20 protein-coding genes are annotated in these 19,167 nt (G+C 60.3%); 11 read left to right on the top strand and 9 right to left on the bottom strand.

The window, feature by feature from the left end; all coding sequences use genetic code 11:
- The first annotated feature begins 2 nt into the window (after positions 1–2).
- Entirely contained in the window at positions 3–1,283 is a 1,281-nt protein-coding gene (locus tag SynBMKMC1_RS03580; protein ID WP_186472733.1) for a dihydroorotase, read from the top strand.
- Here the strand turns inward: SynBMKMC1_RS03580 and lepB are convergent.
- Positions 1,255–1,947 carry a signal peptidase I gene (gene lepB, locus SynBMKMC1_RS03575; protein ID WP_255486369.1) on the bottom strand — a complete coding sequence of 231 codons (693 nt, stop codon included), beginning with the start codon at positions 1,945–1,947 and terminating at the stop codon, positions 1,255–1,257. The two genes, SynBMKMC1_RS03580 and lepB, sit on opposite strands and share 29 nt — an antisense overlap.
- Positions 1,948–2,034: 87 nt before the next feature.
- On the opposite strand from lepB, the gene SynBMKMC1_RS03570 reads away from it, so the two are divergent.
- Entirely contained in the window at positions 2,035–3,540 is a 1,506-nt protein-coding gene (locus SynBMKMC1_RS03570; RefSeq protein WP_186472731.1) for a hypothetical protein, read from the top strand.
- On the opposite strand, the gene SynBMKMC1_RS03565 is transcribed toward SynBMKMC1_RS03570, so the two are convergent.
- The 4 genes from SynBMKMC1_RS03565 to SynBMKMC1_RS03550 form a co-directional block, all read right to left on the bottom strand.
- Positions 3,503–3,862 carry an arsenate reductase family protein gene (locus SynBMKMC1_RS03565; RefSeq protein WP_041428392.1) on the bottom strand — a complete coding sequence of 120 codons (360 nt, stop codon included), beginning with the start codon at positions 3,860–3,862 and terminating at the stop codon, positions 3,503–3,505. The two genes, SynBMKMC1_RS03570 and SynBMKMC1_RS03565, sit on opposite strands and share 38 nt — an antisense overlap.
- A gap of 7 nt (positions 3,863–3,869) precedes the next feature.
- Positions 3,870–4,229, bottom strand: coding sequence for a 2Fe-2S iron-sulfur cluster-binding protein (locus SynBMKMC1_RS03560; RefSeq protein WP_186472730.1), 360 nt, complete (start codon positions 4,227–4,229; stop codon positions 3,870–3,872).
- A 93-nt stretch (positions 4,230–4,322) separates the two neighbouring features.
- On the bottom strand, positions 4,323–4,835 hold the full coding sequence (locus SynBMKMC1_RS03555) for an inorganic diphosphatase (RefSeq protein WP_011932536.1): 513 nt from the start codon (positions 4,833–4,835) through the stop codon (positions 4,323–4,325).
- Between the two features lie 287 nt (positions 4,836–5,122).
- Positions 5,123–5,587, bottom strand: coding sequence for a resolvase (locus tag SynBMKMC1_RS03550; protein WP_186472729.1), 465 nt, complete (start codon positions 5,585–5,587; stop codon positions 5,123–5,125).
- A gap of 146 nt (positions 5,588–5,733) precedes the next feature.
- Between SynBMKMC1_RS03550 and SynBMKMC1_RS03545 the strand changes: the two genes are divergently transcribed.
- The 4 genes from SynBMKMC1_RS03545 (at position 5,734) to SynBMKMC1_RS03530 (ending at position 10,498) form a co-directional block, all read left to right on the top strand.
- Positions 5,734–7,518, top strand: a complete 1,785-nt coding sequence (locus SynBMKMC1_RS03545; protein ID WP_186472728.1) for a proline--tRNA ligase — start codon at positions 5,734–5,736, stop codon at positions 7,516–7,518.
- 44 nt (positions 7,519–7,562) lie between these two features.
- Positions 7,563–7,988, top strand: a complete 426-nt coding sequence (gene psb27 / locus SynBMKMC1_RS03540) for a photosystem II protein Psb27 (RefSeq protein WP_011932533.1) — start codon at positions 7,563–7,565, stop codon at positions 7,986–7,988.
- 112 nt (positions 7,989–8,100) lie between these two features.
- Entirely contained in the window at positions 8,101–9,414 is a 1,314-nt protein-coding gene (locus tag SynBMKMC1_RS03535) for an adenylosuccinate synthase (RefSeq protein ID WP_011932532.1), read from the top strand.
- 70 nt (positions 9,415–9,484) lie between these two features.
- A complete protein-coding gene (locus SynBMKMC1_RS03530) occupies positions 9,485–10,498 on the top strand; it encodes an adenosine kinase (RefSeq protein ID WP_186472727.1) in 1,014 nt (337 codons plus the stop codon).
- Here the strand turns inward: SynBMKMC1_RS03530 and SynBMKMC1_RS03525 are convergent.
- Positions 10,495–11,289 (bottom strand): precorrin-6A/cobalt-precorrin-6A reductase, encoded by a 795-nt coding sequence (locus tag SynBMKMC1_RS03525; protein ID WP_255486283.1) that lies wholly within the window; start codon positions 11,287–11,289, stop codon positions 10,495–10,497. The genes SynBMKMC1_RS03530 and SynBMKMC1_RS03525 overlap by 4 nt on opposite strands.
- A gap of 29 nt (positions 11,290–11,318) precedes the next feature.
- Between SynBMKMC1_RS03525 and SynBMKMC1_RS03520 the strand changes: the two genes are divergently transcribed.
- Positions 11,319–11,783, top strand: a complete 465-nt coding sequence (locus tag SynBMKMC1_RS03520) for a single-stranded DNA-binding protein (protein ID WP_186472725.1) — start codon at positions 11,319–11,321, stop codon at positions 11,781–11,783.
- Here the strand turns inward: SynBMKMC1_RS03520 and SynBMKMC1_RS03515 are convergent, their stop codons facing one another.
- The gene (locus SynBMKMC1_RS03515) at positions 11,784–11,993 is read right to left on the bottom strand and encodes a hypothetical protein (protein ID WP_186472724.1); all 210 of its coding nucleotides are present in this window, start codon (positions 11,991–11,993) and stop codon (positions 11,784–11,786) included.
- Between the two features lie 81 nt (positions 11,994–12,074).
- Here SynBMKMC1_RS03515 and SynBMKMC1_RS03510 point away from each other — a divergent pair, with 81 nt between their 5' ends.
- The 3 genes from SynBMKMC1_RS03510 to SynBMKMC1_RS03500 are packed head-to-tail and all read left to right on the top strand — an operon-like array spanning position 12,075 to position 14,589.
- Positions 12,075–12,626 (top strand): DUF2854 domain-containing protein, encoded by a 552-nt coding sequence (locus SynBMKMC1_RS03510; RefSeq protein ID WP_186472723.1) that lies wholly within the window; start codon positions 12,075–12,077, stop codon positions 12,624–12,626.
- Positions 12,627–12,636: 10 nt separating this feature from the next.
- On the top strand, positions 12,637–13,494 hold the full coding sequence (gene argB, locus SynBMKMC1_RS03505) for an acetylglutamate kinase (RefSeq protein WP_255486282.1): 858 nt from the start codon (positions 12,637–12,639) through the stop codon (positions 13,492–13,494).
- A 3-nt stretch (positions 13,495–13,497) separates the two neighbouring features.
- Positions 13,498–14,589, top strand: a complete 1,092-nt coding sequence (locus SynBMKMC1_RS03500) for a DUF3153 domain-containing protein (protein WP_186472721.1) — start codon at positions 13,498–13,500, stop codon at positions 14,587–14,589.
- Between the two features lie 2 nt (positions 14,590–14,591).
- Here the strand turns inward: SynBMKMC1_RS03500 and priA are convergent, their stop codons facing one another.
- Complete coding sequence (gene priA, locus SynBMKMC1_RS03495; protein ID WP_186472720.1) at positions 14,592–16,880, bottom strand: primosomal protein N'; 2,289 nt, start codon at positions 16,878–16,880, stop codon at positions 14,592–14,594.
- Between the two features lie 298 nt (positions 16,881–17,178).
- Here priA and rpoD point away from each other — a divergent pair, with 298 nt between their 5' ends.
- Positions 17,179–18,543: an RNA polymerase sigma factor RpoD gene (gene rpoD, locus SynBMKMC1_RS03490; RefSeq protein WP_186472719.1), complete on the top strand. Its 1,365-nt coding sequence runs from the start codon at positions 17,179–17,181 to the stop codon at positions 18,541–18,543.
- 107 nt (positions 18,544–18,650) lie between these two features.
- On the opposite strand, the gene SynBMKMC1_RS03485 is transcribed toward rpoD, so the two are convergent.
- Positions 18,651–19,103: a DUF6561 domain-containing protein gene (locus SynBMKMC1_RS03485; protein WP_186472718.1), complete on the bottom strand. Its 453-nt coding sequence runs from the start codon at positions 19,101–19,103 to the stop codon at positions 18,651–18,653.
- Positions 19,104–19,167: the final 64 nt, after the last annotated feature.

Here is a 19,167-nt window from a genome sequence, read left to right as displayed (position 1 = left end):
TGATGGATGCATCAATGCTGCTAGACCCGGTTCAGGTCCTGGTCGGACCGGGTCAGGCTGTTGAGAAGCAATCGGCCGTTCTGATCAAGAACCGGCGCCTTGAAGCCTTTGGCGACGAAGCCCGACGAATCGGTCGGTTGGAGGCCTTGGAACCACAGGATGCGGGCCAGCAGCTTTTGGCTCCGTGCCTGGTGGATTGTCACTCTGACCTTCCAGAACCGTTCCACGGCAGGGGAGAAACCCTGTTGAGCCTGGTGCGAAGCGCTGGATCGTCCGGTTTCGGCCAGCTCGCCCTGCTGCCTGAAACAGTGCATGGTCCACGGGAGCAGCCAGACCACCTCCAGGGATTCGCGCCGAGCGACTGCGATGTCAACGTTCTTCTCTGGGGAGGGTTCAGCCGCGGTAGCGCCGGCGTGGAGTTAACGGCCCATGCCGATCTGCTGGACGCCGGAGCCGTCGGGCTCAGCGATGGCAGGTCCATGCCACCCATTGCACTTCTTGATCGCGCTCTGACGCTTGGAGACATGGGATCAGCACCCGTGCTGATCCCTCCGCTGGACCTGGCTCTTCGGGGCGAGGGGCTCTTGCGGGAGAGCGTCTGCGCCTTGAGGGCGGGATGGCCTTCAGACCCAGCGAGCAGTGAAACACTGCCCCTCAGCCAGCTTGGCCAACTCCAGCAGTGTCACCCCGACCGCCGGCTGGTTTTGATGGCACTCTCCACCGCTGGCGCTGTGGAGCTGCTGCAACAGATGCCCATGCCCCCGCAAGCCACGGTGAACTGGTGGCATGTGGTGGCTGATTCCTCTCAGAGCAGCGCAAGCGCATCCACGTGGTTCGTGGATCCATCCCTGGGATCAGCCACGGATCGCCAGGCCTTGATCAGAGCCTTAGCGGAGAACCTGATTCAGGCCATCGCCGTACAGGCCACGCCCTTGGACGACGAGGAATGCCTGCTGCCGCCGGATCAGCGCCCGCGGGGAGTGTCCGGGCATCATCTGGTTCTGCCGTCCCTTTGGCAGACCCTGGTGGTGACTGAGGGTTGGAGCCCTGAGCAGCTGTGGCAGATGATCAGCTTCGGGCCATCCAGGTTGCTGGGTCTCAGGGAAGAATGCCTCGCTGTGGGCAGCAACCGCTGGCTGCTGTTTGATCCAGACCAGTCATGGACGCCCGCACGTCCCGACCCGATGGGACCCCGCGCAGCCAACCTGCCTCTCCTCGGCCAGACCCTGCAGGGCCGGGTGATGGATTGCGGACTCAGGATCCCAGCGACCCGACCCTGTTGAGCGGCCAGAAACGCCAAAACGCTCTGCCGATGATCTGGTCTTCAGGCAGGAAGGGACCGCCTGGCCAGTAACGACCATCCCAGCTGTTGCTGCGGTTGTCTCCGAGTGCCAGCACATGCCCCTCGGGAACCGTCACGTTGAGGGTGCGGCAGAGACTCATGCCCTGGTCATCCAGGGGGCAGAACTTCGTGACGTAGGGCTCGTTCAAAGCCTGGCCATTCACGGACACCTCTCCGCGGGGATTGACCACCACCCGATCACCACCGACGGCTACCACACGTTTGATGTAGGCGTCGCAGGCGGGATGCCCGAGCCTTGGAATCAGCCCGAGCAGCGGAAAGCTCACCAGGGCACAACGCAGCGCAGAGGGGGAGCCTGCTGATCGAAGAGCAGGATCAAAGGCATGGGGTGAGTTGAACACCACGATCTCGCCGCGCTGAGGGCTCCGTGAGCCGTAGGTGAGTTTTTCCACCAACAACCGGTCCTGGATCTGCAGACCAGGGAGCATCGAACCCGAAGGGATGAAGCGTGCTTCAGCAACGAAGTGGCGGATGCCGAAATAGAGGGCCAGCGTGAACAAAACAGGGCCCCAGAAATCCCAGAAGGGATGAGAGCGAGTGGGTGCTGAGGGAGCGGGACCCGATGACGATGGGTCGTGCTGCACGTTGGGCAACGGGAACCTATGGCCTGACGAAACCCACGATAGGCGTGGAACGATGAGCTCCTAGCCTCAGTCAAGGATGGAGGAGCCATGGTCAGACCCCGCTGGCAGGGCGTACGGCCCAGCGCGGCCAGACGCTTCTGGCTCAGCTGGGACAGGACCATCGCAACAATCGCTGCGATCAATCTCGCCTGGGTCATCTTTGATGTGACCTACGTCCCGCTGCGAAATTTCTGGCTCCAGCGAACCCTCTTTCCGCTGCCTTCACTCAACCTGGCGGTTCCTCTCCCATGGCTGCCAAACATCACGCCGGCGTACGACGGGATCAAAGGAATCGAACCCCATCGGGACACGCAGGGCTACATCAATCAGTTCCGGCGCCTGGAAAAGGCCGCGGCCGCCAAAGGGATCGACAACCAAGCGGTTCGCCAACTCCGCCTGGAAATGGTGGTTCGCAACAGTCAGCTGATCGACGAAAATCCCTTCGTGAGCTCGGGGAAGGCGGGAACCCTCGAAAAGCTCAAGAACCGCCTTCGTGCCAGAGCCGGCATGGATTCGGCGAAACAGGCGGCCGCCCATCTGCTCGGTGACGACTACCTTTCGCAACGGAACTGGGAAGAGGAAAGGCGTTTCTGGAACAAGAGCATTCTTCCTTTGGCCGCGACCAATTACTGGCGCGGAACCGATGAAAACGGACAGGCGATCGACCGGGCTTGGCAGATCGATACTCCCTTCCAAATCCTTTTTCTTCTCGACATTCTGATCCGCAGCTTTCGCCTGAAACGGCGTTACCCGGGAATCAGGTGGCGTGACGCACTGCTTCGCCGCTGGATTGATCTACCGCTGCTGATTCCCTTCTGGAGATTGCTGCGCATCATTCCTGTCACTGAGCGCCTCTCCACCAGCGGACTGATCCAACTGGAGCCGTTGCGCGCTGTGATCAGCCGGGGTGTGGTGGCTGTTCTCGCCATCGAGCTCTTCGAAGTGATCACCTTGAGAATCCTGGACACTGTGCAGGATGTGGTGAAATCACCCCACCTACCCGAAAAAATCCGGCGCTTGTGCACCCATCAGAGTGTGGTCGATGAGGGTGAACCAGAACTTGCCGAACTCCTCAGGCTCTGGCTCCCACTCATTCTCATCCAGGTGGGCCCTGCCCTTCGCCCCCAGCTGGTTGCTCTTGTGAGCCATATTTTGCGCCGCAATCTGGAGGAAACCATGGTTCCAGGTCCTCTGAGAACTCTTCCAGGACTGGAGAATGCTGAACAGAAACTGAGTCAAACGCTGTCGACCGGCCTAGTCGACTCACTGTTAAATCTGTCGCGTAATGCTGGAGATCGGCTCGGTCAGAAGGATCCCGTTCTTGAAAACCTTGGGGTCGAAACAGCGGATCGCTTCTGGGAAGAATTGGCTCACAAACTCGAAACAGGCGCGGTACTCGAGCGTAGTCAGGAGCTCATCGCCATTTTTCTAGACGATCTCAAGCGCACGAGCATGAACCAGCTTCGTCTCCAGAGAGATGTGGATGAACTGATTACAGAGCTCGATGGCCTGAACTTCAGCTCAGAAGCGCGTCCATCCAAACCTCAGGCTTGAATCCCACCAGAAACGAGCCATCAGGACAGCAAACAAAAGGTCGCTTGATCAGCTTTCCATCAGCAGCGAGTGCGTCGATGGCCTCGTCGTCCGTCATGGCCTTCACGACAGCTGCTCCAAGGGCCCTGTAGCTCAAACCACTCGTATTGAAGAGAGGTTTGACGCGTCCAAACTGCTGGAGCGCTGTCGCGAGGGTGTGGCGATCGGGAGGATGCTCAGTGATATCAATGACATCGGCACTGATTCCCTGGGAATCAAGCCATGCCAATGCTTTTCTGCATGTTGAACAGCGGGAGTAGCTGTAAACCTTCAGGAGCGCCATGGCCCCATCACCGACCAAGAAGGCTCTTCACAGCCCCAAGAAGGCTATTGGACCCCTTACCCACTCCATCATCGGGACGGGTACGGATCGTCACGTCTCCGTTCACGCTCGTCCGGCAGCTGAGGCGATAGTTCGCCGGACGGTCGGAGAGATACACCTCTTCAACATCGCTGCGAGGAGAGAGATTCTGTGATCCTTCCAGCACTTCAACAACGCAGGTGCCGCATTGGCCGACCCCACCACAGTTGTTCAGGTTGTTGAGACCCTTGTAGGGGTTGATCCCTGAATCAAGAGCTGCCTTGCGCAGATTGGCACCTTCGATACAACCGACCTGCTGGCCTTCCTGCTCAAAACGGATGGTGGGCACGGTCGATCACAGGCTTGGCGCGAACCAACTTACAAGCAGCGGGGGACTTGGTGGGAGCCAGAAGCCAAATTTTGCTCGAACGTCACCTTCGCTTCAGCGATGGGCAGCCTCGATACAGGCCTGCAGCAAGGGCTGCACGGCTTCTGAATCCCTCCAGCCACCAATCTCAGTCACCCGGCCTTCCAGATTTTTGTACGTGCGGAAGAACTCGGCCACGTCCTCCAATTGGTTGGGAGCAATCTGATGAATGCTGTGGATCTTCGCTTGGCGGGGATCCGCCACGGGAACACAGAGAATTTTCCCGTCGTAGTGCCCCATGTCGTGCATATCCAGAACGCCGATAGGCCGGGCCTGGATCAGACATCCCGCGAACGTGGGCTCCTCCATGATCACCATGGCGTCGAGGGGAGAGCCATCCTCTGCCAGGGTGTTTGGGATGAACCCGTAATCGAAGGGATAACGCACAGAGGAGTGGAGCACTCGATCGAGAGCCATCACCCCGCAGTCTTTGAAATATTCGTACTTATTACGGCTTCCCGCTGGAATCTCCACCAGCAGATTCACCAGTCCTGGAGAAGGAGATGGGGAAAGAGCCCTGAGATCCATTGTTCTCTGTGACAGCGAAAGACTTAAGTGCCGGCCTGTCGCTTAAAACAGCTGCCATCGGAACTCCGAGCCCCGCAATAGCAAGCGTGAATCCAAGGAGGACAAGGAGAGGAGCGGCGACCAGCGAAGCGGTTGCTGGGGTGCTCTCGGCTACAGGCTCAGGGTCCATTCAGGGGGATACAGGGACATCCCGACGTCAGCACGACGCTGATTCGAGAACCATGGCCCTCGAGCGGGAAAGACAAATCAAACGATCTGTCGAGGCCATTCTGGCACTTTTGCGCTTCTCACGCAGCAGGTCGGTCCTGACGGTCACGCCTTGAAGCCAGATCCGAAGGAGCCTCAGGCAAACCGTCCAATTGGGACCTGATCAGACGCAATTCATCGAGAATCGCAGCGAGAACCTGCTGCGTTGCGGTCGACGGCGAGTTCAGCACTTCAACGGTGACCTCTTTAATCCGCAGAACGTCCTTCGCGAAGCGGGCCACCTCGTTGGGGTGAAACAACAAAGGATCCTTTTGATCACTTCGATATTCAGGATTAAGCTTCCGGGGATTAAAGGGTGGATTGAGATTACGAGGGTCAGTATTTGTGTAGCGATACACTGAAGCCCTGGAGCGGTTCAACGACTTCTGAACATCATCGATCCCTACCAAAGCATCTGACTGAGAAAGGGTAGAGCCAATCTCTCCACCCAACCCAACTGAATCGGCCGCAGAAGTGACCGAACCATCAAGCGGGCGAGGAAACATGAGACGGCTCTGGGACTGCTTGGAATTGGCCGACGTTAGCAGCTGAGACTCGTGATGCCAGCAACGATCACAGCCAAAGGGACACTTCTCAGATCGACCGTTTTATCAGCGGTGATAACTTTCACCGGTTCTTTTGTTTGGATGTCATGCGCGTCTCCCGCCTGATGCTGGTGACGCTGAGGGACGTCCCTGCTGACGCGGAAATCCCCTCCCATCAATTGCTTGTTCGAGGGGGTTACATCCGTCGCATCGGCTCAGGCATCTATGCCTACCTGCCGATGATGTGGAAGGTGCTTCGCAAGATCAATGCGATTGTGCGCGCTGAACTCAATCATCTTGGTGCCCTCGAGACTCTGCTTCCTCAGCTCCAGCCTGCTGACCTCTGGGAAAGGAGTGGGCGTTGGCAGGGCTACACCGAAGGGGAGGGAATCATGTTCCACCTGGAGGATCGCCAGAATCGCCAACTCGGCCTTGGTCCAACCCATGAAGAGGTGATTACCGAACTGGCCGGAGACCTGCTCCGGTCTTACCGACAGCTGCCGGTCACGCTCTATCAAATCCAAACCAAATTTCGAGACGAGATCCGTCCCCGTTTCGGTTTGATGCGTGGCAGGGAATTCATCATGAAGGATGCCTATTCGTTCCACGCCAACCAGGAGGACCTCGAAAACACGTATCAGGCGATGGCGACTGCCTACGCGCGGATTTTCGAACGGTGTGGACTCGAAGCGGTGGCCGTAGACGCAGACAGCGGCGCCATCGGAGGTGCTGCGTCCCAGGAATACATGGTGACCGCCGCAGCCGGTGAAGATCTGATTCTCACGAGCAGCGATGGCCTCTACGCAGCCAATCAGGAGAAAGCAACCTCTCGCCCCCCTGTGGCCCTACCGCTTGCCGCCGGTGAAGAGCGCATGATCGAGACCCCTGATCAGAGCTCAATCGAACAGCTCTGTGCAGCCAATGGCTTGGATCCCACCCAAACCGTGAAAGTGCTTGTGCTGCTCGCCCGTCTCGACGACGGACGGGAGCAACCGACCCTGGTCAGCCTGCGAGGAGATCAGGATCTCAATGAGGTGAAGCTCGCGAATGCGGTGAGCCGCTCGCTGAATGCTGCTGTGCTGGAGATCAGGCCCATCTCCGAAAATCAGCTCTGTCAACAAGATCTATCGGAGTTTCCTTTCGGGACCATCGGCCCTGATCTCAGCGACACAGCTCTGAAGGGATGCCGCTCCTGGGAAAACCATTTCCTGAGACTGGCCGATGCAACGGCACTCGATTTGCCACGGTTCGTTTGTGGAGCCAACAGCAAGGATCAACACTGCTGGGGACGGACATGGGATGCCATGCCGGCGCAGATCAAAGCTGATCTAAGAACAGCCCGCGCGGGTGATCAGTGTGTGCACGATCCCTCCCAAACGTTGTCGGAGTGCCGGGGAATCGAAGTGGGGCACATTTTTCAACTCGGGAGGAAATATTCGGAAGCCCTCGATGCTCGTTTTACCAACAGCGCGGGACAGCAGGAAGCGCTGCTGATGGGCTGCTACGGCATCGGCATCTCCAGGCTTGCCCAGGCAGCTGTGGAACAGCATCACGACGAGGCCGGCATCTCCTGGCCTTTGGGAATCGCTCCGTTCCAGGTGATCGTGGTGATTGCCAAAATTCAGGATCCAACGCAGGTCGCCCTCGCAGAAGAGCTCTATCAGTCGTTCTTAGACGCAGGCATCGATGCCTTGCTGGACGACCGTGACGAGCGGGCCGGCGTGAAATTCAAGGATGCTGATCTCATTGGTATTCCCTGGCGAATCGTGGTGGGAAGAGACGCTGGTGAAGGGAAGGTTGAAGTGGTGGAGCGGTCAACACGCTGTTCCACATCGGTTCCCCATCAAGAGGCTTTCCAACAAGTGAAGGACTCCATCTCCACCCACCTGTGATTCGGGATCTCACCCCCATTACAGTTCCGCAAATCCTCTGAACCATGCACGCTGCGCTGACCCGTCTGGGCCGACACCTCAAGAGCCTCACCCTCTCGCTCTGTCTCGGACTCGCCCTGCTGCTTACCGCCTGTGGTGACAGCACCACGTCCTTGCTGTCCGGGGACTATGTCGAAGACACCGTGGCTGTGGTCCACATGCTTCAAAACACTCTGGCGCTGCCTGCCGACGCGGAAAGCCTTCAGGACTCGGAGCATGAAGCTCATGATCTCATCAATGACTACATGTCCCGGTACCGCCCGAGGCCCCAGGTGAACGGATTGAGCTCATTCACCACGATGCAGACAGCGCTCAATTCTCTGCAGGGTCACTACAACACCTACACCAACCGTCCGGTTCCGGAAGCCCTGAAAACTCGCGTTGAGAAGGAACTCAGCAAAGCGGAAAAGGCGGCTCTTCGCGGCACCTGATCTGCCGAGGGACCGATCTGCATCACAGAATCCGAAGTCTCTTTGACCCTCGGCAGGTGAGTCTGAGAGACTTACGGATTGTGCAGAACCGCGGCTTCGGGCCGCCGAGTCTTTGGCCAACGTTGTCGTCATCGGTGCTCAGTGGGGTGACGAGGGAAAAGGGAAAATCACCGACCTTCTGAGTCGTTCCGCGGATGTGGTGGTCCGTTACCAGGGGGGAGTCAACGCCGGACACACCATCGTGGTGGATGGTCAGGTCCTGAAACTGCACCTCATTCCCTCCGGGATCCTCTACCCAGACACCATCTGTCTCATCGGATCCGGCACTGTGGTGGATCCCCGGGTGATGCTCGGTGAGCTCGACATGCTCATTGAAAACGGCATCGACATCTCTGGCCTGCAGTTGGCGTCAACGGCCCACGTCACGATGCCGTACCACCGCTTGCTGGATCAGGCAATGGAACGGCAGCGGGGCGAGCGCAGGATCGGAACCACCGGTCGAGGCATCGGTCCGACCTATGCGGACAAGTCGCAGAGAAGCGGAATCCGAGTCATCGATCTGCTCGATGAACAACGGCTGAGGGACCGCCTTGAGGGACCGCTTCAGGAGAAAAATCAACTCCTGCAGACCATCTACGGGATGGATCCCCTCAACGCCGACGAGGTGATCGCCGAGTATCTCGCCTACGGCAAGCGCTTGGCCCCCCACGTCGTGGACTGCTCCCGGGCCATTCATGGAGCTGCCCGCAACAGGAAAAACATTCTTTTCGAAGGTGCTCAGGGAACACTGCTCGACCTCGATCACGGCACCTATCCCTACGTCACATCCTCCAACCCGGTCTCCGGGGGAGCTTGCATCGGTGCAGGCGTCGGACCGACCCTGATCGACCGCGTGATCGGCGTCGCCAAGGCTTACACCACCCGAGTGGGAGAGGGTCCATTCCCCACCGAGCTCGACGGCAGTCTCAACGATCATCTCTGCGACCGAGGTGGTGAATTCGGCACCACCACTGGGCGCCGTCGTCGCTGCGGCTGGTTCGATGGTGTGATTGGTCGTTATGCCGTCGAAGTCAACGGACTCGATTGCCTCGCAGTCACCAAGCTGGATGTCCTCGATGAGATCGATGCACTCCAGGTTTGCGTCGCCTACGAACTCGACGGCGAGCGCATCGAACATTTCCCGAGTTGTTCCGAGGCTTTCGCCCGCTGCAAGCCGATCTACGAAACCCTGCCGGGGTGGCAGTGCTCCACCGCAGACTGTCGCCGCCTGGAGGATCTGCCGGAGAAAGCCATGGCCTATCTCCGCTTTCTCGCCGACCTGATGGAAGTTCCCATCGCCATCGTGTCCCTTGGGGCCAGCCGCGACCAAACCATCGTGGTGGAGGATCCGATCCACGGACCGAAACGGGCACTGCTCAGCGCCTGATCAACGGCAGCCTGCAGCAATGCGGGGGCCGCGAAGAGCGAGACTGCCCCGGTTCACGCGTTCTGCCCCCATGAGCCCATCACGATTCGCCCAAGACTCCGCCACGTTTGACGTGGTTGGGATCGGCAACGCCATCGTTGATGTGCTCGTGCAAACCGACGATGCGTTTCTCCAGCAGCAGGGCCTTCAGAAAGGCGGCATGGCCCTGATTGATGAGCAGCAGGCAGAAGTGCTTTACAACGCCAGCGGCCCTGGGCTGGAGACCTCCGGAGGCTCAGTGGCCAACACGATGGTGGGCATCGCCCAACTCGGTGGCCAGGTGGGTTTCATCGGACGGGTGCGGGATGACCAACTCGGATCGATCTTCAGCCATGACATCCGCGCCGTGGGAGCTCGTTTTGACACCCCAGCAGCCACCAGCGGGGCAACCACAGCGCGCTGTCTGATCTACGTCACTCCCGATGCCGAACGCACCATGTGTACGTTTCTCGGCGCCTCCACACAGCTCGAGCCAGACGACCTGGATCTGTCGATGGTGAAGCAAACAAAAGTGCTTTACCTCGAGGGGTACCTCTGGGACAGCCCTGCAGCGAAGCGTGCCTTCATCGCTGCTGCTGAAGCCTGCAAGAACGCAGGCGGCCAGGTCGCCCTCTCCCTGTCCGATGGTTTCTGCGTCGACCGGCATCGCGACAGCTTCCTCGAGCTGGTGAACGGCCATGTGGATGTGCTGTTCGCCAATGAAAGTGAAATCAAATCGCTGTACAGCACTGATGACTTCGACGCTGCACTCGCGCAGGTAAAAGGGTGCTGCAGTGTGGCCGCGCTCACCCGCGGCGAGCAAGGGTCTGTGGTGCTCAGTGGTGGCCAGCGCTGGGACATCGCGTCCTACGCCCTGGGAGATCTGATCGACACCACAGGCGCTGGTGACCTCTATGCCGGCGGCTTTCTCCATGGCTACACCCAGGGACTTGCCTTGGAAACCTGCGGGCAGATCGGTTCCATCTGCGCGGGACAGGTGGTGACACAGCTCGGGCCACGGTCCCAGGAGTCGCTCAAGAACTTGGTCGCCAAGCACCTGAGCTAAACCAACAAGCCATCCAGACAAGCAAGAAGCTCTTGCGGGCTCTGAACCACAGGCACAGTGTCGGGGGGGGAAGGACGCTTCACTTTCCACAAGTGGAATCCAAGCGACTCGGACAAAGTGCTCCAGAGCGCATCTGCCACACCTCCCGACTGCCTGCAGAGCACATCGGTGATCGCCCAGCGGCGACAGAGAGCGGCTTCAACAGCCCCTGGGCGCACGCCGCTCAGGGGTCGCAGCACCGCCAAGTTGTCCCCGGAGAGCCCCGCAGCTCCCGCAAGCCGGATCGCCGCGGGGGTAGGCAAGACCCGAGCTTTCACGATGGCACCGGCAGCCCGGCCGGCCTGCGTGGCCGCTGCCAGATGCCTGGCGCCCAAAGCCAGCAACACCCTGTGCCCCTGCAAGGACTGTTGGGCGAACGCATCCACCCCGCTGAGCAAAGACGTCTGGGGGGCGGTCCATCCCGGACGTTCAAACCGCGCCAGAGGTAGGGAAAGGTAACTGCAGACCTGATGCAGCTGCGCGCTGATCAGCAACGCGAAGGGATGGGTGGCATCCACCACTGCATCAACGGCATGGGCGAGACAGTGAGCGCTGAGATCTTCGACAGAGCGAAACGAACCCACATGCACAGTGTTGAGGTCTGCCGATCGGTACGCGCGTGCGGCGGCTTCCGTGACGACGCTGACGCTGACATCCCTGCCTGCCTGCGCGAGGGCCGCGACCAGCGCAGGGCCCTCACCGGTGCCTGCAAACACAAGAACGTGGATCTGGCGATTCGTGCGTCGGTGCATCAGGATGGCGCTCACCGCATCGATCGAGGATGAATCACTGCGTTCTGGAAGTGGATGTGCTCCAGGCTCCCACCCTCCGATACACCCAGGACAATCAAACTCCGATCGCGGAAATGGACGTGGACTTCGATGCGCTCCGACCGGATGATCCCCGCGGACAACTGAAAGTTGTGGGGTGGGGCAACCTCGCCCAAGACCTCCAGAACCGCGTGCAGGTTGGGCAACGGCTGGTGATCGAAGGCAGGCTTCGGATGAACACGGTTCCCAGGCAGGACGGCACGAAAGAGAAACGAGCCGAGTTCACCTTGTCGCGTCTGCATGCCGTCGGCGCCACTCCGGCTGGAACGCAGGCTGCTCCAGCCACGCCGCGGGCCCAGCCCGCCCCTCAAGCGGCAACGCCCCGGCCTGCAGCCTCCCAAGCACCTGCTCCAGAACCCGCCGCGCAGTGGAACAGCGCTCCGCTGGTGCCTGACACCGACGACATTCCCTTCTGATTAGGGATCGGTTGATCGCTGCTCCGCTGCTCTGCGCAGCAGCTGACCGAGTTCGCGCTCCAAGGCGGCCAGATCCAACCGGAAGTCGGCCCAACGCCCACGATCAATCTGCTCAAGCAGCCAGGCCCTGTCCTGCTCCAGCTGTTGGATCAGTTCCGACACCCCCTCAACTGGGTGCGCCGGGATGTCCCGTGGTGTGCTGCTCTCCATCGAGGTCGTTGGTAATCAGCCCATCCTGGCTCCCACGCCGGCAGAATGTCGCCACTGTTGAAAGCGAATGGCCGAGGGCGAATGAAGGATCTGCTTTCACCGGGAAGTTTGGTCACTGTTGGCGGAGGGGTGCTCACAGTGGTTGGAGCCGTGGCCTACGCCACCGGGAACGCCAACCTCAGCCTTCCCACCATCTTTTACGGAATCCCGATCCTGCTTGGAGGACTGGCCCTGAAGTCATCGGAACTGCCGCCGGCCCGACGCGTGGTTCCCAAGAACCAGTTGCAACGGGAAAGGGAAGCGGCGACACCGGAGCTCGGCAAACTTCTCGGCGATGTGACGCGCTGGAGATACGGTCAGAAAGCCCACCTTGAAAGTTCCCTTGAAGCCTTGAAGCTCTGGGACGAGGATCGCCCCCCCCAGCTCCTGGAAATCGAGGAGCTCCATGGCGAAGCGGGCTATGGGCTGCGCCTGCGTTTTGCCTGTGAAGCGGTCCCACTCGAGCGCTGGCAAGAGCGCAGAGATCGGCTCAGCCGGTTTTTCGCCAAAGGGCTGACGGCGACCATCACGCCACTCGACGGAGACAACCTCGATCTCACCCTTCTGCCGGCGGGCGAGCATGGTGAGTCCTGATCACGAACCGATGGATGATGCTCTCAGGGTTTCCGTCCTGAGCGAAGCCCTTCCGTACATCCAGCGCTTTGCCGGGCGGCGGATTGTTGTGAAATACGGCGGCGCGGCCATGGTCCATGCCGAACTGCAGTCCGCCGTGTTCAGGGATCTCGCCCTTCTGCGCAGCGTGGGTGTGCAACCGGTGGTTGTGCACGGCGGGGGACCTGAGATCAACCATTGGTTGAAGCGACTCGACATTGCCCCTGAATTCCGAGAAGGCTTGCGGGTCACTGATGCAGCCACCATGGACGTGGTGGAGATGGTCTTGGTGGGCCGGGTCAACAAACAGATCGTCAATGGGCTGAATCGCCTCGGAGCCCGAGCGGTCGGTCTGAGTGGGAGCGATGGCTGCCTGGTGGAAGCCCGCGCCTGGGGCGACGGCAGCCACGGGCTGGTTGGCGATGTGGCCCGCGTCAACCCGGATGTGCTTGAGCCCCTACTCGACCGGGGCTATGTCCCTGTGATCTCCAGCGTCGCCGCGAACGCTGAGGGCGTTGCCCACAACATCAACGCCGACACCGTTGCCGGTGAATTGGCGGCGGCATTGGAGGCGGAAAAGCTGATCCTGCTCACCGATACCCCCGGCATTCTCCGCGATCGGGAGTCACCGGAGTCGCTGATCAGGCAACTCAAGCTGTCGGAAGCCAGACAGCTCATCGACGACGGCATTGTTGCCGGTGGCATGACCCCGAAAACCGAGTGCTGCATCCGAGCCCTCGCCCAGGGTGTCTCCGCCGCACACATCGTGGATGGCAGGGTCGCGCATGCGTTGCTCCTGGAGGTGTTCACCGATGCGGGAATCGGCACCATGGTGCTAGGGCGCAGCTGAACCATGACCGTTGGCCTGGCCGAAGCCCAGCAGGCACTGGATCGGGGTGACTACGGCCAGTGCCTGCGTCTTCTCGAACCGTTGGCAACCACCCACCCCATCAACGAACCCGAAGGGGCGTTGATCCGCATGCTGATGGTCACAGCATGGATGGGACAAGGAGAAGAACGACGCGCGATCAGCACCTGCAGGCTTCTCACCCGCTGCAAAGACCCAGACCTGCGCATCCGGGCCAGACAGCTTCTGAATGTGCTGGAGGCACCAAGTCTGGAACGGCCTGCGCGCTGGTCGATGCAGCTTCCCACCCTGGAGATGACCCCGCGCACAGGTCAGCGGCCCCGCCTGAGCCGACGACGTCGGCTTCCGGCTCCACCTCCACCGCCGCCAACGGGGCCAACCCAAGCGCCATCGGCAGGATTTGCCGCGGTGGTGCTCGCGGTGCTCGTGGGTCTCACCCTGCTGCTCGGCGGCTGCGTTCAGATCCGGGCCGACCTAGATCTTGTGGGCCCAGACCGCCTTGAAATGAACTGGCATATCAACAGCCTGAGCGGCCGCACACTGCCCTGGCAGAACAATTTTCAAGCCGCGCTGCGCGATCAGGAGCCGAACTGGACAGCGACCCAAGGGCGTGAAGGGGAACTCAATCTCGCCAGTCGGCCTCTGAACACCGACACGGCCGCAAAGTTGTTGGCCGACTCCGTTGCCCGCGCGGGACGCACCGCAGGTCTATCGCTTCCACCACCCAGCCTCTCCCTGCATGAACGGAACTGGTTGGTGGGCGTGCAGCAGAACCTCACCCTGAACCTTGATCTCACGGAGATCACCTCCCTTCCCAGCGATTCCCTCTTGATCAGCATTGGCCCCGGCACCGACCTGAGTCAGGTGAGCAGCGCGCCGCTCCCAGCGCGTCTCGATAACCAACGCATCGTTTGGCCCCTCGCCCAGGGAGCGGTGAACCATCTGCAATGGCAGCGATGGCAATGGAGCCGACTCGGGCTTGGCGGCCTTGGGATCCTCGGGCTCCTGCTGATCAGCACGCTGTTGCAGTCGATCCGGCAATCTCTCGGCTTTGGATATCCGCAGCTTCCCTCCTGAGGTCAAAGCTGCAGGGGATCGGGATCCACCGAAAGGGTCACATCGTTGGGGAGACCATCCCAAAGCTCCGAACCCTCAGGCAACGGGATAGCCGACTCCGGCGGTCCATGCAGCAACAGCTGCCAGCGGCTGCGCCCGGCCACACGAGCGACCGGTGCTGGCGCTGGTCCAAGCAGTTGCCAACCCGCAGCAGAGCAAAGAGGGCGCAGTTGTTCAGCCAGCAGCGTGCCAGCCGTTGCCGTGGCCGCTGCTGAACGCCCCGCCAACCGCAACAGACAGGCTCTTGCGTAGGGAACCAACCCCGCCTGCTCTCGAAGCATCGATTCCTCGGCGAGGAAGCGTTCGTAGCGGCCGTCGATTAAGTGCTGAATCACCGGGTGATCCGGGCTGTAGGTCTGAACCAGCACCTCACCGGGCTTCTCCCCACGGCCTGCCCTGCCGGCGAGTTGGAGCATGAGCTGCAGAGCGTGCTCACCAGCCCGTAGATCAGGGCGGTGCAGCAGGCCGTCAGCCGCGAGCACCGCCGCCAGGGTGACCTGGGGCAGATCCATCCCCTTGGCGAGCATCTGGGTCCCGACCAACACATCAGCCTCTCCGTCGGCAAATCGGGCCAACAGGCGCCGATGACCGTCTCGTCCCCCTGTCGTATCGCGATCAAATCGGAGCAGGCGCAGCCCGTCCAACTCCTCAGACAACCGTTCCATCACCCGTTGCGTGCCTGCCCCGAACGGCTTGAACGCCGACGAACCGCAGGCTGTGCAGTGGTCGGTCACAGAAGCGCGATGGTCACACCAATGACAGCGCAGCCACTGTTGCTGCGAACGACTGCCATGCACAGTCATGGCCACATCGCAATGCGGACACATCACCACCTCACCGCAGCTGCGGCAGCTGAGAAAGGTGCTGTAGCCGCGGCGCGGAACCAAAACAACAGCCTGTTCACCCTTGGCAGGCAGTGCTGCCAATCGATCCATCAGAGCGCGACTGATGAGCCGCTTATGGCCTTCCGCCAGCTCATGGCGCATGTCGATGATGCGGACCGGCGGCAGGGGTTGGCTCGAGATCCGTGAAGAAAGCCGCGCCAGTTCAAGGGAACCCTTCGGCTTCAGCCGGCTCCAGGACTCCAGAGAGGGCGTGGCACTCCCAAGCAGAAGTCGTCCTCCCTGACGACCAATCCGATCCAAAGCAAGATCGCGGGCGTGGTAGCAGGGCATCGGGGATTCCTGCTTGTAGGAGCTGTCGTGCTCTTCATCGAGCACCACAAGGCCGAGGGGACGCAAAGGCAGAAAGATCGCTGAGCGGGTTCCAACCACCAGAAGTGGCTCATCGGCTTCGAGGCAGCGGCGCCAGCAGCGCACCCTCTCCCCATCGCTGCAGCCACTGTGATATTCGAGCACCCGCCGGCCGAAGCGGTTGCGGCAGCGATCCGCCAACTGGGGAATCAAGCCGATTTCAGGGGTGAGAAGAAGGCAATGACGACCGCGGTCGATCTCCGCAGCTGCCAACTGCAGATACACCTCTGTTTTGCCTGAGCCTGTGATTCCCCACAACAGAAGACCACCGCCGTCAGGCAAGGCCTGAAACTGATCGATCGCCGCCTGCTGTTCTCCGGTGAGGTGGCGTGGTGGTTCCAGCCCGCTTTGATCGCAGCAAGCGCCATGGCGTTCGTTGGAGGGGCCAGACTCCGACGCAAGCCGCTGCTCTCGGCGCAGATACCCCTTGGTGTGCAGGGACTGGACCATCCCGGCATGAAACCCCTGGTTCAGGAGATCCCGTTGCCAAGCGCCACCCCCAGCGGCTTCCAGGTAGTCCAGCAACGCTTGCTGACGGGTGGAGCAAGGCGAAAGCGCCTCGCCTGCCGGCTGAAGAGCAACCCACCACAGCTTTCGGCCAGAGGCAGGGGGCTTCGCCCGCTGCCCTAGCCAGCCTGGTGGCAAAGCTGCTTTGAGCATCCGGAAGGAACTGGTGTGACAGAAGGCCGCCATGGCATCGAGCCAGGCCTGCCAGTCAGAGTCCACAGCAGCCTTCTGGATGAGTGCCTCCACGGGCTGCAGGTGCTGGGATCGCTCCTGCTCGTCGGCGCGCAGAGGGCGGCACGTGGTCACCAACCCCTGCAAACGCCGACCGCGCAGACGCACCATCACAAGATCTCCAAGGCCGACCCCCAGTCGGCGATGGTCCATGTAGGTGAAGGTCCGCCCCTCCCGACCGGCCTCAAGCCACACGTCCACCACCGGAAGTGGGCGGGCAACACCTTCTGGTTGGAGGAATTCCTCGGGGGTTGCCGACATCAAAGGTTTTTTCTTAAGATGACGATGTTGGACAGCTCATAAGCTGTTGTCGGAACAATGCAGAGTTCCGTCCAGTGGGAAGACACGAAGCTCGAACCAGGGTTTACCCATCGGTTCACCGGTCTGAGAAAGCCCCTGACAGCCCTGCATCAACCCAACCCATCTCTTAGACCTTGATCACTGTCTCGTGTTGTCTGCCCCTGAGCAACGGGGAGATCAGAACACAGTGAAGCGTTTCTGAGCACTGCTCAGTCGCCACAGTTGCAAGTTTGACATCGAAGTTCTTCGCTTGATTCCTATGAGCCCTGCTGCAAGCAAGTCAGCCAAGGCTGACGCCAACACAGCCCCAGCGATCGTGATGATGGCCGATGCCAACGGTCAACCCAAGGAGCTGACGGTTAAGGCCAAGGCCAAGGCCAAGGCCAAGGCCAAGAGCAGCAAGGCTTCCACGTCAACCAAAAGCAGCAAGGCCAAACCTGCCGCGAAGACAACCAAAACGGCGAAAACCAGCACAAGCAGCCGCAGCAAGGCAGCCACTCCCGCCGCTGCAGACCTGGATGCAGCAGCGGATCAACTGCTGGCCAAGGCCGCAGGCAAGAGTGCGGAGACTCCCACCAAGGCCGCAGCGAACGCTGCCTCGGCCAGCAAAGAGGAGAAGGCCAAAGCAGACGCCAAGGCCAAGGTTCTTGCCAGCATCAAGGTCGGGCCAAAAGGTGTTTACACCGAAGACTCCATTCGCGTGTATCTCCAGGAGATCGGTCGCATCCGACTCCTACGCCCCGATGAAGAGATTGAGCTGGCCCGAAAGATCGCCGATCTTCTCCATCTCGAGGAACTCGCAGCCCAGTTTGAAAGCGACAACGGCAAATTGCCCGACACCAAGGAATGGGCTGCCCTGGTGGAGATGCCAGTGATTCGCTTCCGCCGGCGACTGATGTTGGGCCGCCGAGCGAAGGAAAAGATGGTGCAATCCAACCTCAGGCTGGTGGTGTCGATTGCCAAGAAGTACATGAACCGGGGCCTGAGCTTCCAGGATCTGATTCAGGAAGGCAGTCTGGGCCTGATCCGAGCAGCAGAGAAGTTTGATCACGAGAAGGGCTACAAGTTCTCCACCTACGCCACCTGGTGGATTCGTCAGGCGATCACGCGCGCCATTGCCGATCAGAGCCGCACGATCCGTCTTCCGGTTCACCTTTACGAGACGATTTCACGGATCAAGAAAACCACCAAAGTTCTGAGTCAGGAGTTTGGCCGCAAGCCCACAGAGGAAGAAATCGCCGAATCGATGGAGATGACCATCGAAAAACTGCGCTTCATCGCTAAGAGCGCTCAGCTGCCGATTTCTCTAGAAACACCGATCGGCAAGGAGGAAGATTCGCGCCTGGGCGATTTCATTGAAGCCGACATCGAGAATCCTGAACAGGATGTGGCCAAAAACCTTCTCAGGGAAGACCTTGAGGGCGTGCTGGCCACCCTCAGCCCTCGGGAACGGGATGTGTTGCGACTGCGCTATGGCCTCGATGACGGTCGCATGAAGACCCTGGAGGAGATCGGGCAGATCTTCGATGTCACCCGCGAACGCATCCGCCAAATCGAAGCCAAAGCGCTGCGCAAACTGCGCCATCCCAACCGCAACGGCGTTCTCAAGGAATACATCAAATAGTGAATCCTGCGCTGGACTGACATCAGATCGCGATGAGGTCAGTCTTTCGCTCAATAAGCCCTAGTGAATCGCAAGCAGGAGAACGCCATCGCTCTCCTCAACTGGCCTCAACTGGGCTCGATGCTGTCTGTGAATTCCTGAAAAGCTTTTTTCAACCGCTCCACAGGGGTTTCCGATGGCGGGCATTCCTGGTTGGTGGAGCGGGTGTACACCTGAAGAATCCGGGCTTCAGGTTCCAGCACTGCAGCCACTGCTGCCTTCAGCATCACGATATTGCGTTGCGGTGTTAGCCCCGCCAGAAACGGTTGCAGAGACCATTCATCTCCGCCGAGGTCGCCGACCAGGCGAAGGGGGCGGATCAATTGATAGGCGCGATCGCCATCGGAATCGGTGGTCTGCCGCAGACGTGTCACAACCAACAAGCCACTGGTGAGTAGCACCACGCGGATGGTTCCCTCACTGAGTACCGGCAGAAACGGAAGAGATTCAGCCGCTTGTTGGCTTGCTTCAGCAGATGCGGAACGTCCCACTTTCACACCGTTGACGACAGGTCCTGGCATGAAACCCAATCGATGAAGGATTGATCGTAGGCCGGCTTGTCGGCGTCCTGGGCCCTGAGAACAG

It is taken from the genome of Synechococcus sp. BMK-MC-1 (assembly GCF_014279955.1).
In the GTDB taxonomy this organism is placed as follows: Bacteria; Cyanobacteriota; Cyanobacteriia; order PCC-6307; family Cyanobiaceae; genus Synechococcus_C.
The sequence above is the reverse complement of the archived record's forward strand: the minus strand, read 5'-3'. Positions and strand labels throughout refer to the sequence as shown.

Bases quoted from the DNA above. Each gene is read 5' to 3' on its own strand.
- priA (WP_186472720.1), bottom strand. From the start codon at position 16,880: ATGTCGGCAACCCCCGAGGAATTCCTCCAACCAGAAGGTGTTGCCCGC.
- SynBMKMC1_RS03530 (WP_186472727.1), top strand. From the start codon at position 9,485: ATGAGCCCATCACGATTCGCCCAAGACTCCGCCACGTTTGACGTGGTT.
- SynBMKMC1_RS03520 (WP_186472725.1), top strand. From the start codon at position 11,319: ATGAATCACTGCGTTCTGGAAGTGGATGTGCTCCAGGCTCCCACCCTC.
- SynBMKMC1_RS03525 (WP_255486283.1), bottom strand. From the start codon at position 11,289: ATGCACCGACGCACGAATCGCCAGATCCACGTTCTTGTGTTTGCAGGC.
- SynBMKMC1_RS03515 (WP_186472724.1), bottom strand. From the start codon at position 11,993: ATGGAGAGCAGCACACCACGGGACATCCCGGCGCACCCAGTTGAGGGG.
- SynBMKMC1_RS03570 (WP_186472731.1), top strand. From the start codon at position 2,035: ATGGTCAGACCCCGCTGGCAGGGCGTACGGCCCAGCGCGGCCAGACGC.
- SynBMKMC1_RS03565 (WP_041428392.1), bottom strand. From the start codon at position 3,862: ATGGCGCTCCTGAAGGTTTACAGCTACTCCCGCTGTTCAACATGCAGA.
- SynBMKMC1_RS03550 (WP_186472729.1), bottom strand. From the start codon at position 5,587: ATGTTTCCTCGCCCGCTTGATGGTTCGGTCACTTCTGCGGCCGATTCA.
- argB (WP_255486282.1), top strand. From the start codon at position 12,637: ATGGATGATGCTCTCAGGGTTTCCGTCCTGAGCGAAGCCCTTCCGTAC.
- psb27 (WP_011932533.1), top strand. From the start codon at position 7,563: ATGCACGCTGCGCTGACCCGTCTGGGCCGACACCTCAAGAGCCTCACC.
- SynBMKMC1_RS03510 (WP_186472723.1), top strand. From the start codon at position 12,075: ATGAAGGATCTGCTTTCACCGGGAAGTTTGGTCACTGTTGGCGGAGGG.
- SynBMKMC1_RS03545 (WP_186472728.1), top strand. From the start codon at position 5,734: ATGCGCGTCTCCCGCCTGATGCTGGTGACGCTGAGGGACGTCCCTGCT.
- SynBMKMC1_RS03485 (WP_186472718.1), bottom strand. From the start codon at position 19,103: ATGCCAGGACCTGTCGTCAACGGTGTGAAAGTGGGACGTTCCGCATCT.
- SynBMKMC1_RS03555 (WP_011932536.1), bottom strand. From the start codon at position 4,835: ATGGATCTCAGGGCTCTTTCCCCATCTCCTTCTCCAGGACTGGTGAAT.
- SynBMKMC1_RS03580 (WP_186472733.1), top strand. From the start codon at position 3: ATGGATGCATCAATGCTGCTAGACCCGGTTCAGGTCCTGGTCGGACCG.
- rpoD (WP_186472719.1), top strand. From the start codon at position 17,179: ATGAGCCCTGCTGCAAGCAAGTCAGCCAAGGCTGACGCCAACACAGCC.
- SynBMKMC1_RS03500 (WP_186472721.1), top strand. From the start codon at position 13,498: ATGACCGTTGGCCTGGCCGAAGCCCAGCAGGCACTGGATCGGGGTGAC.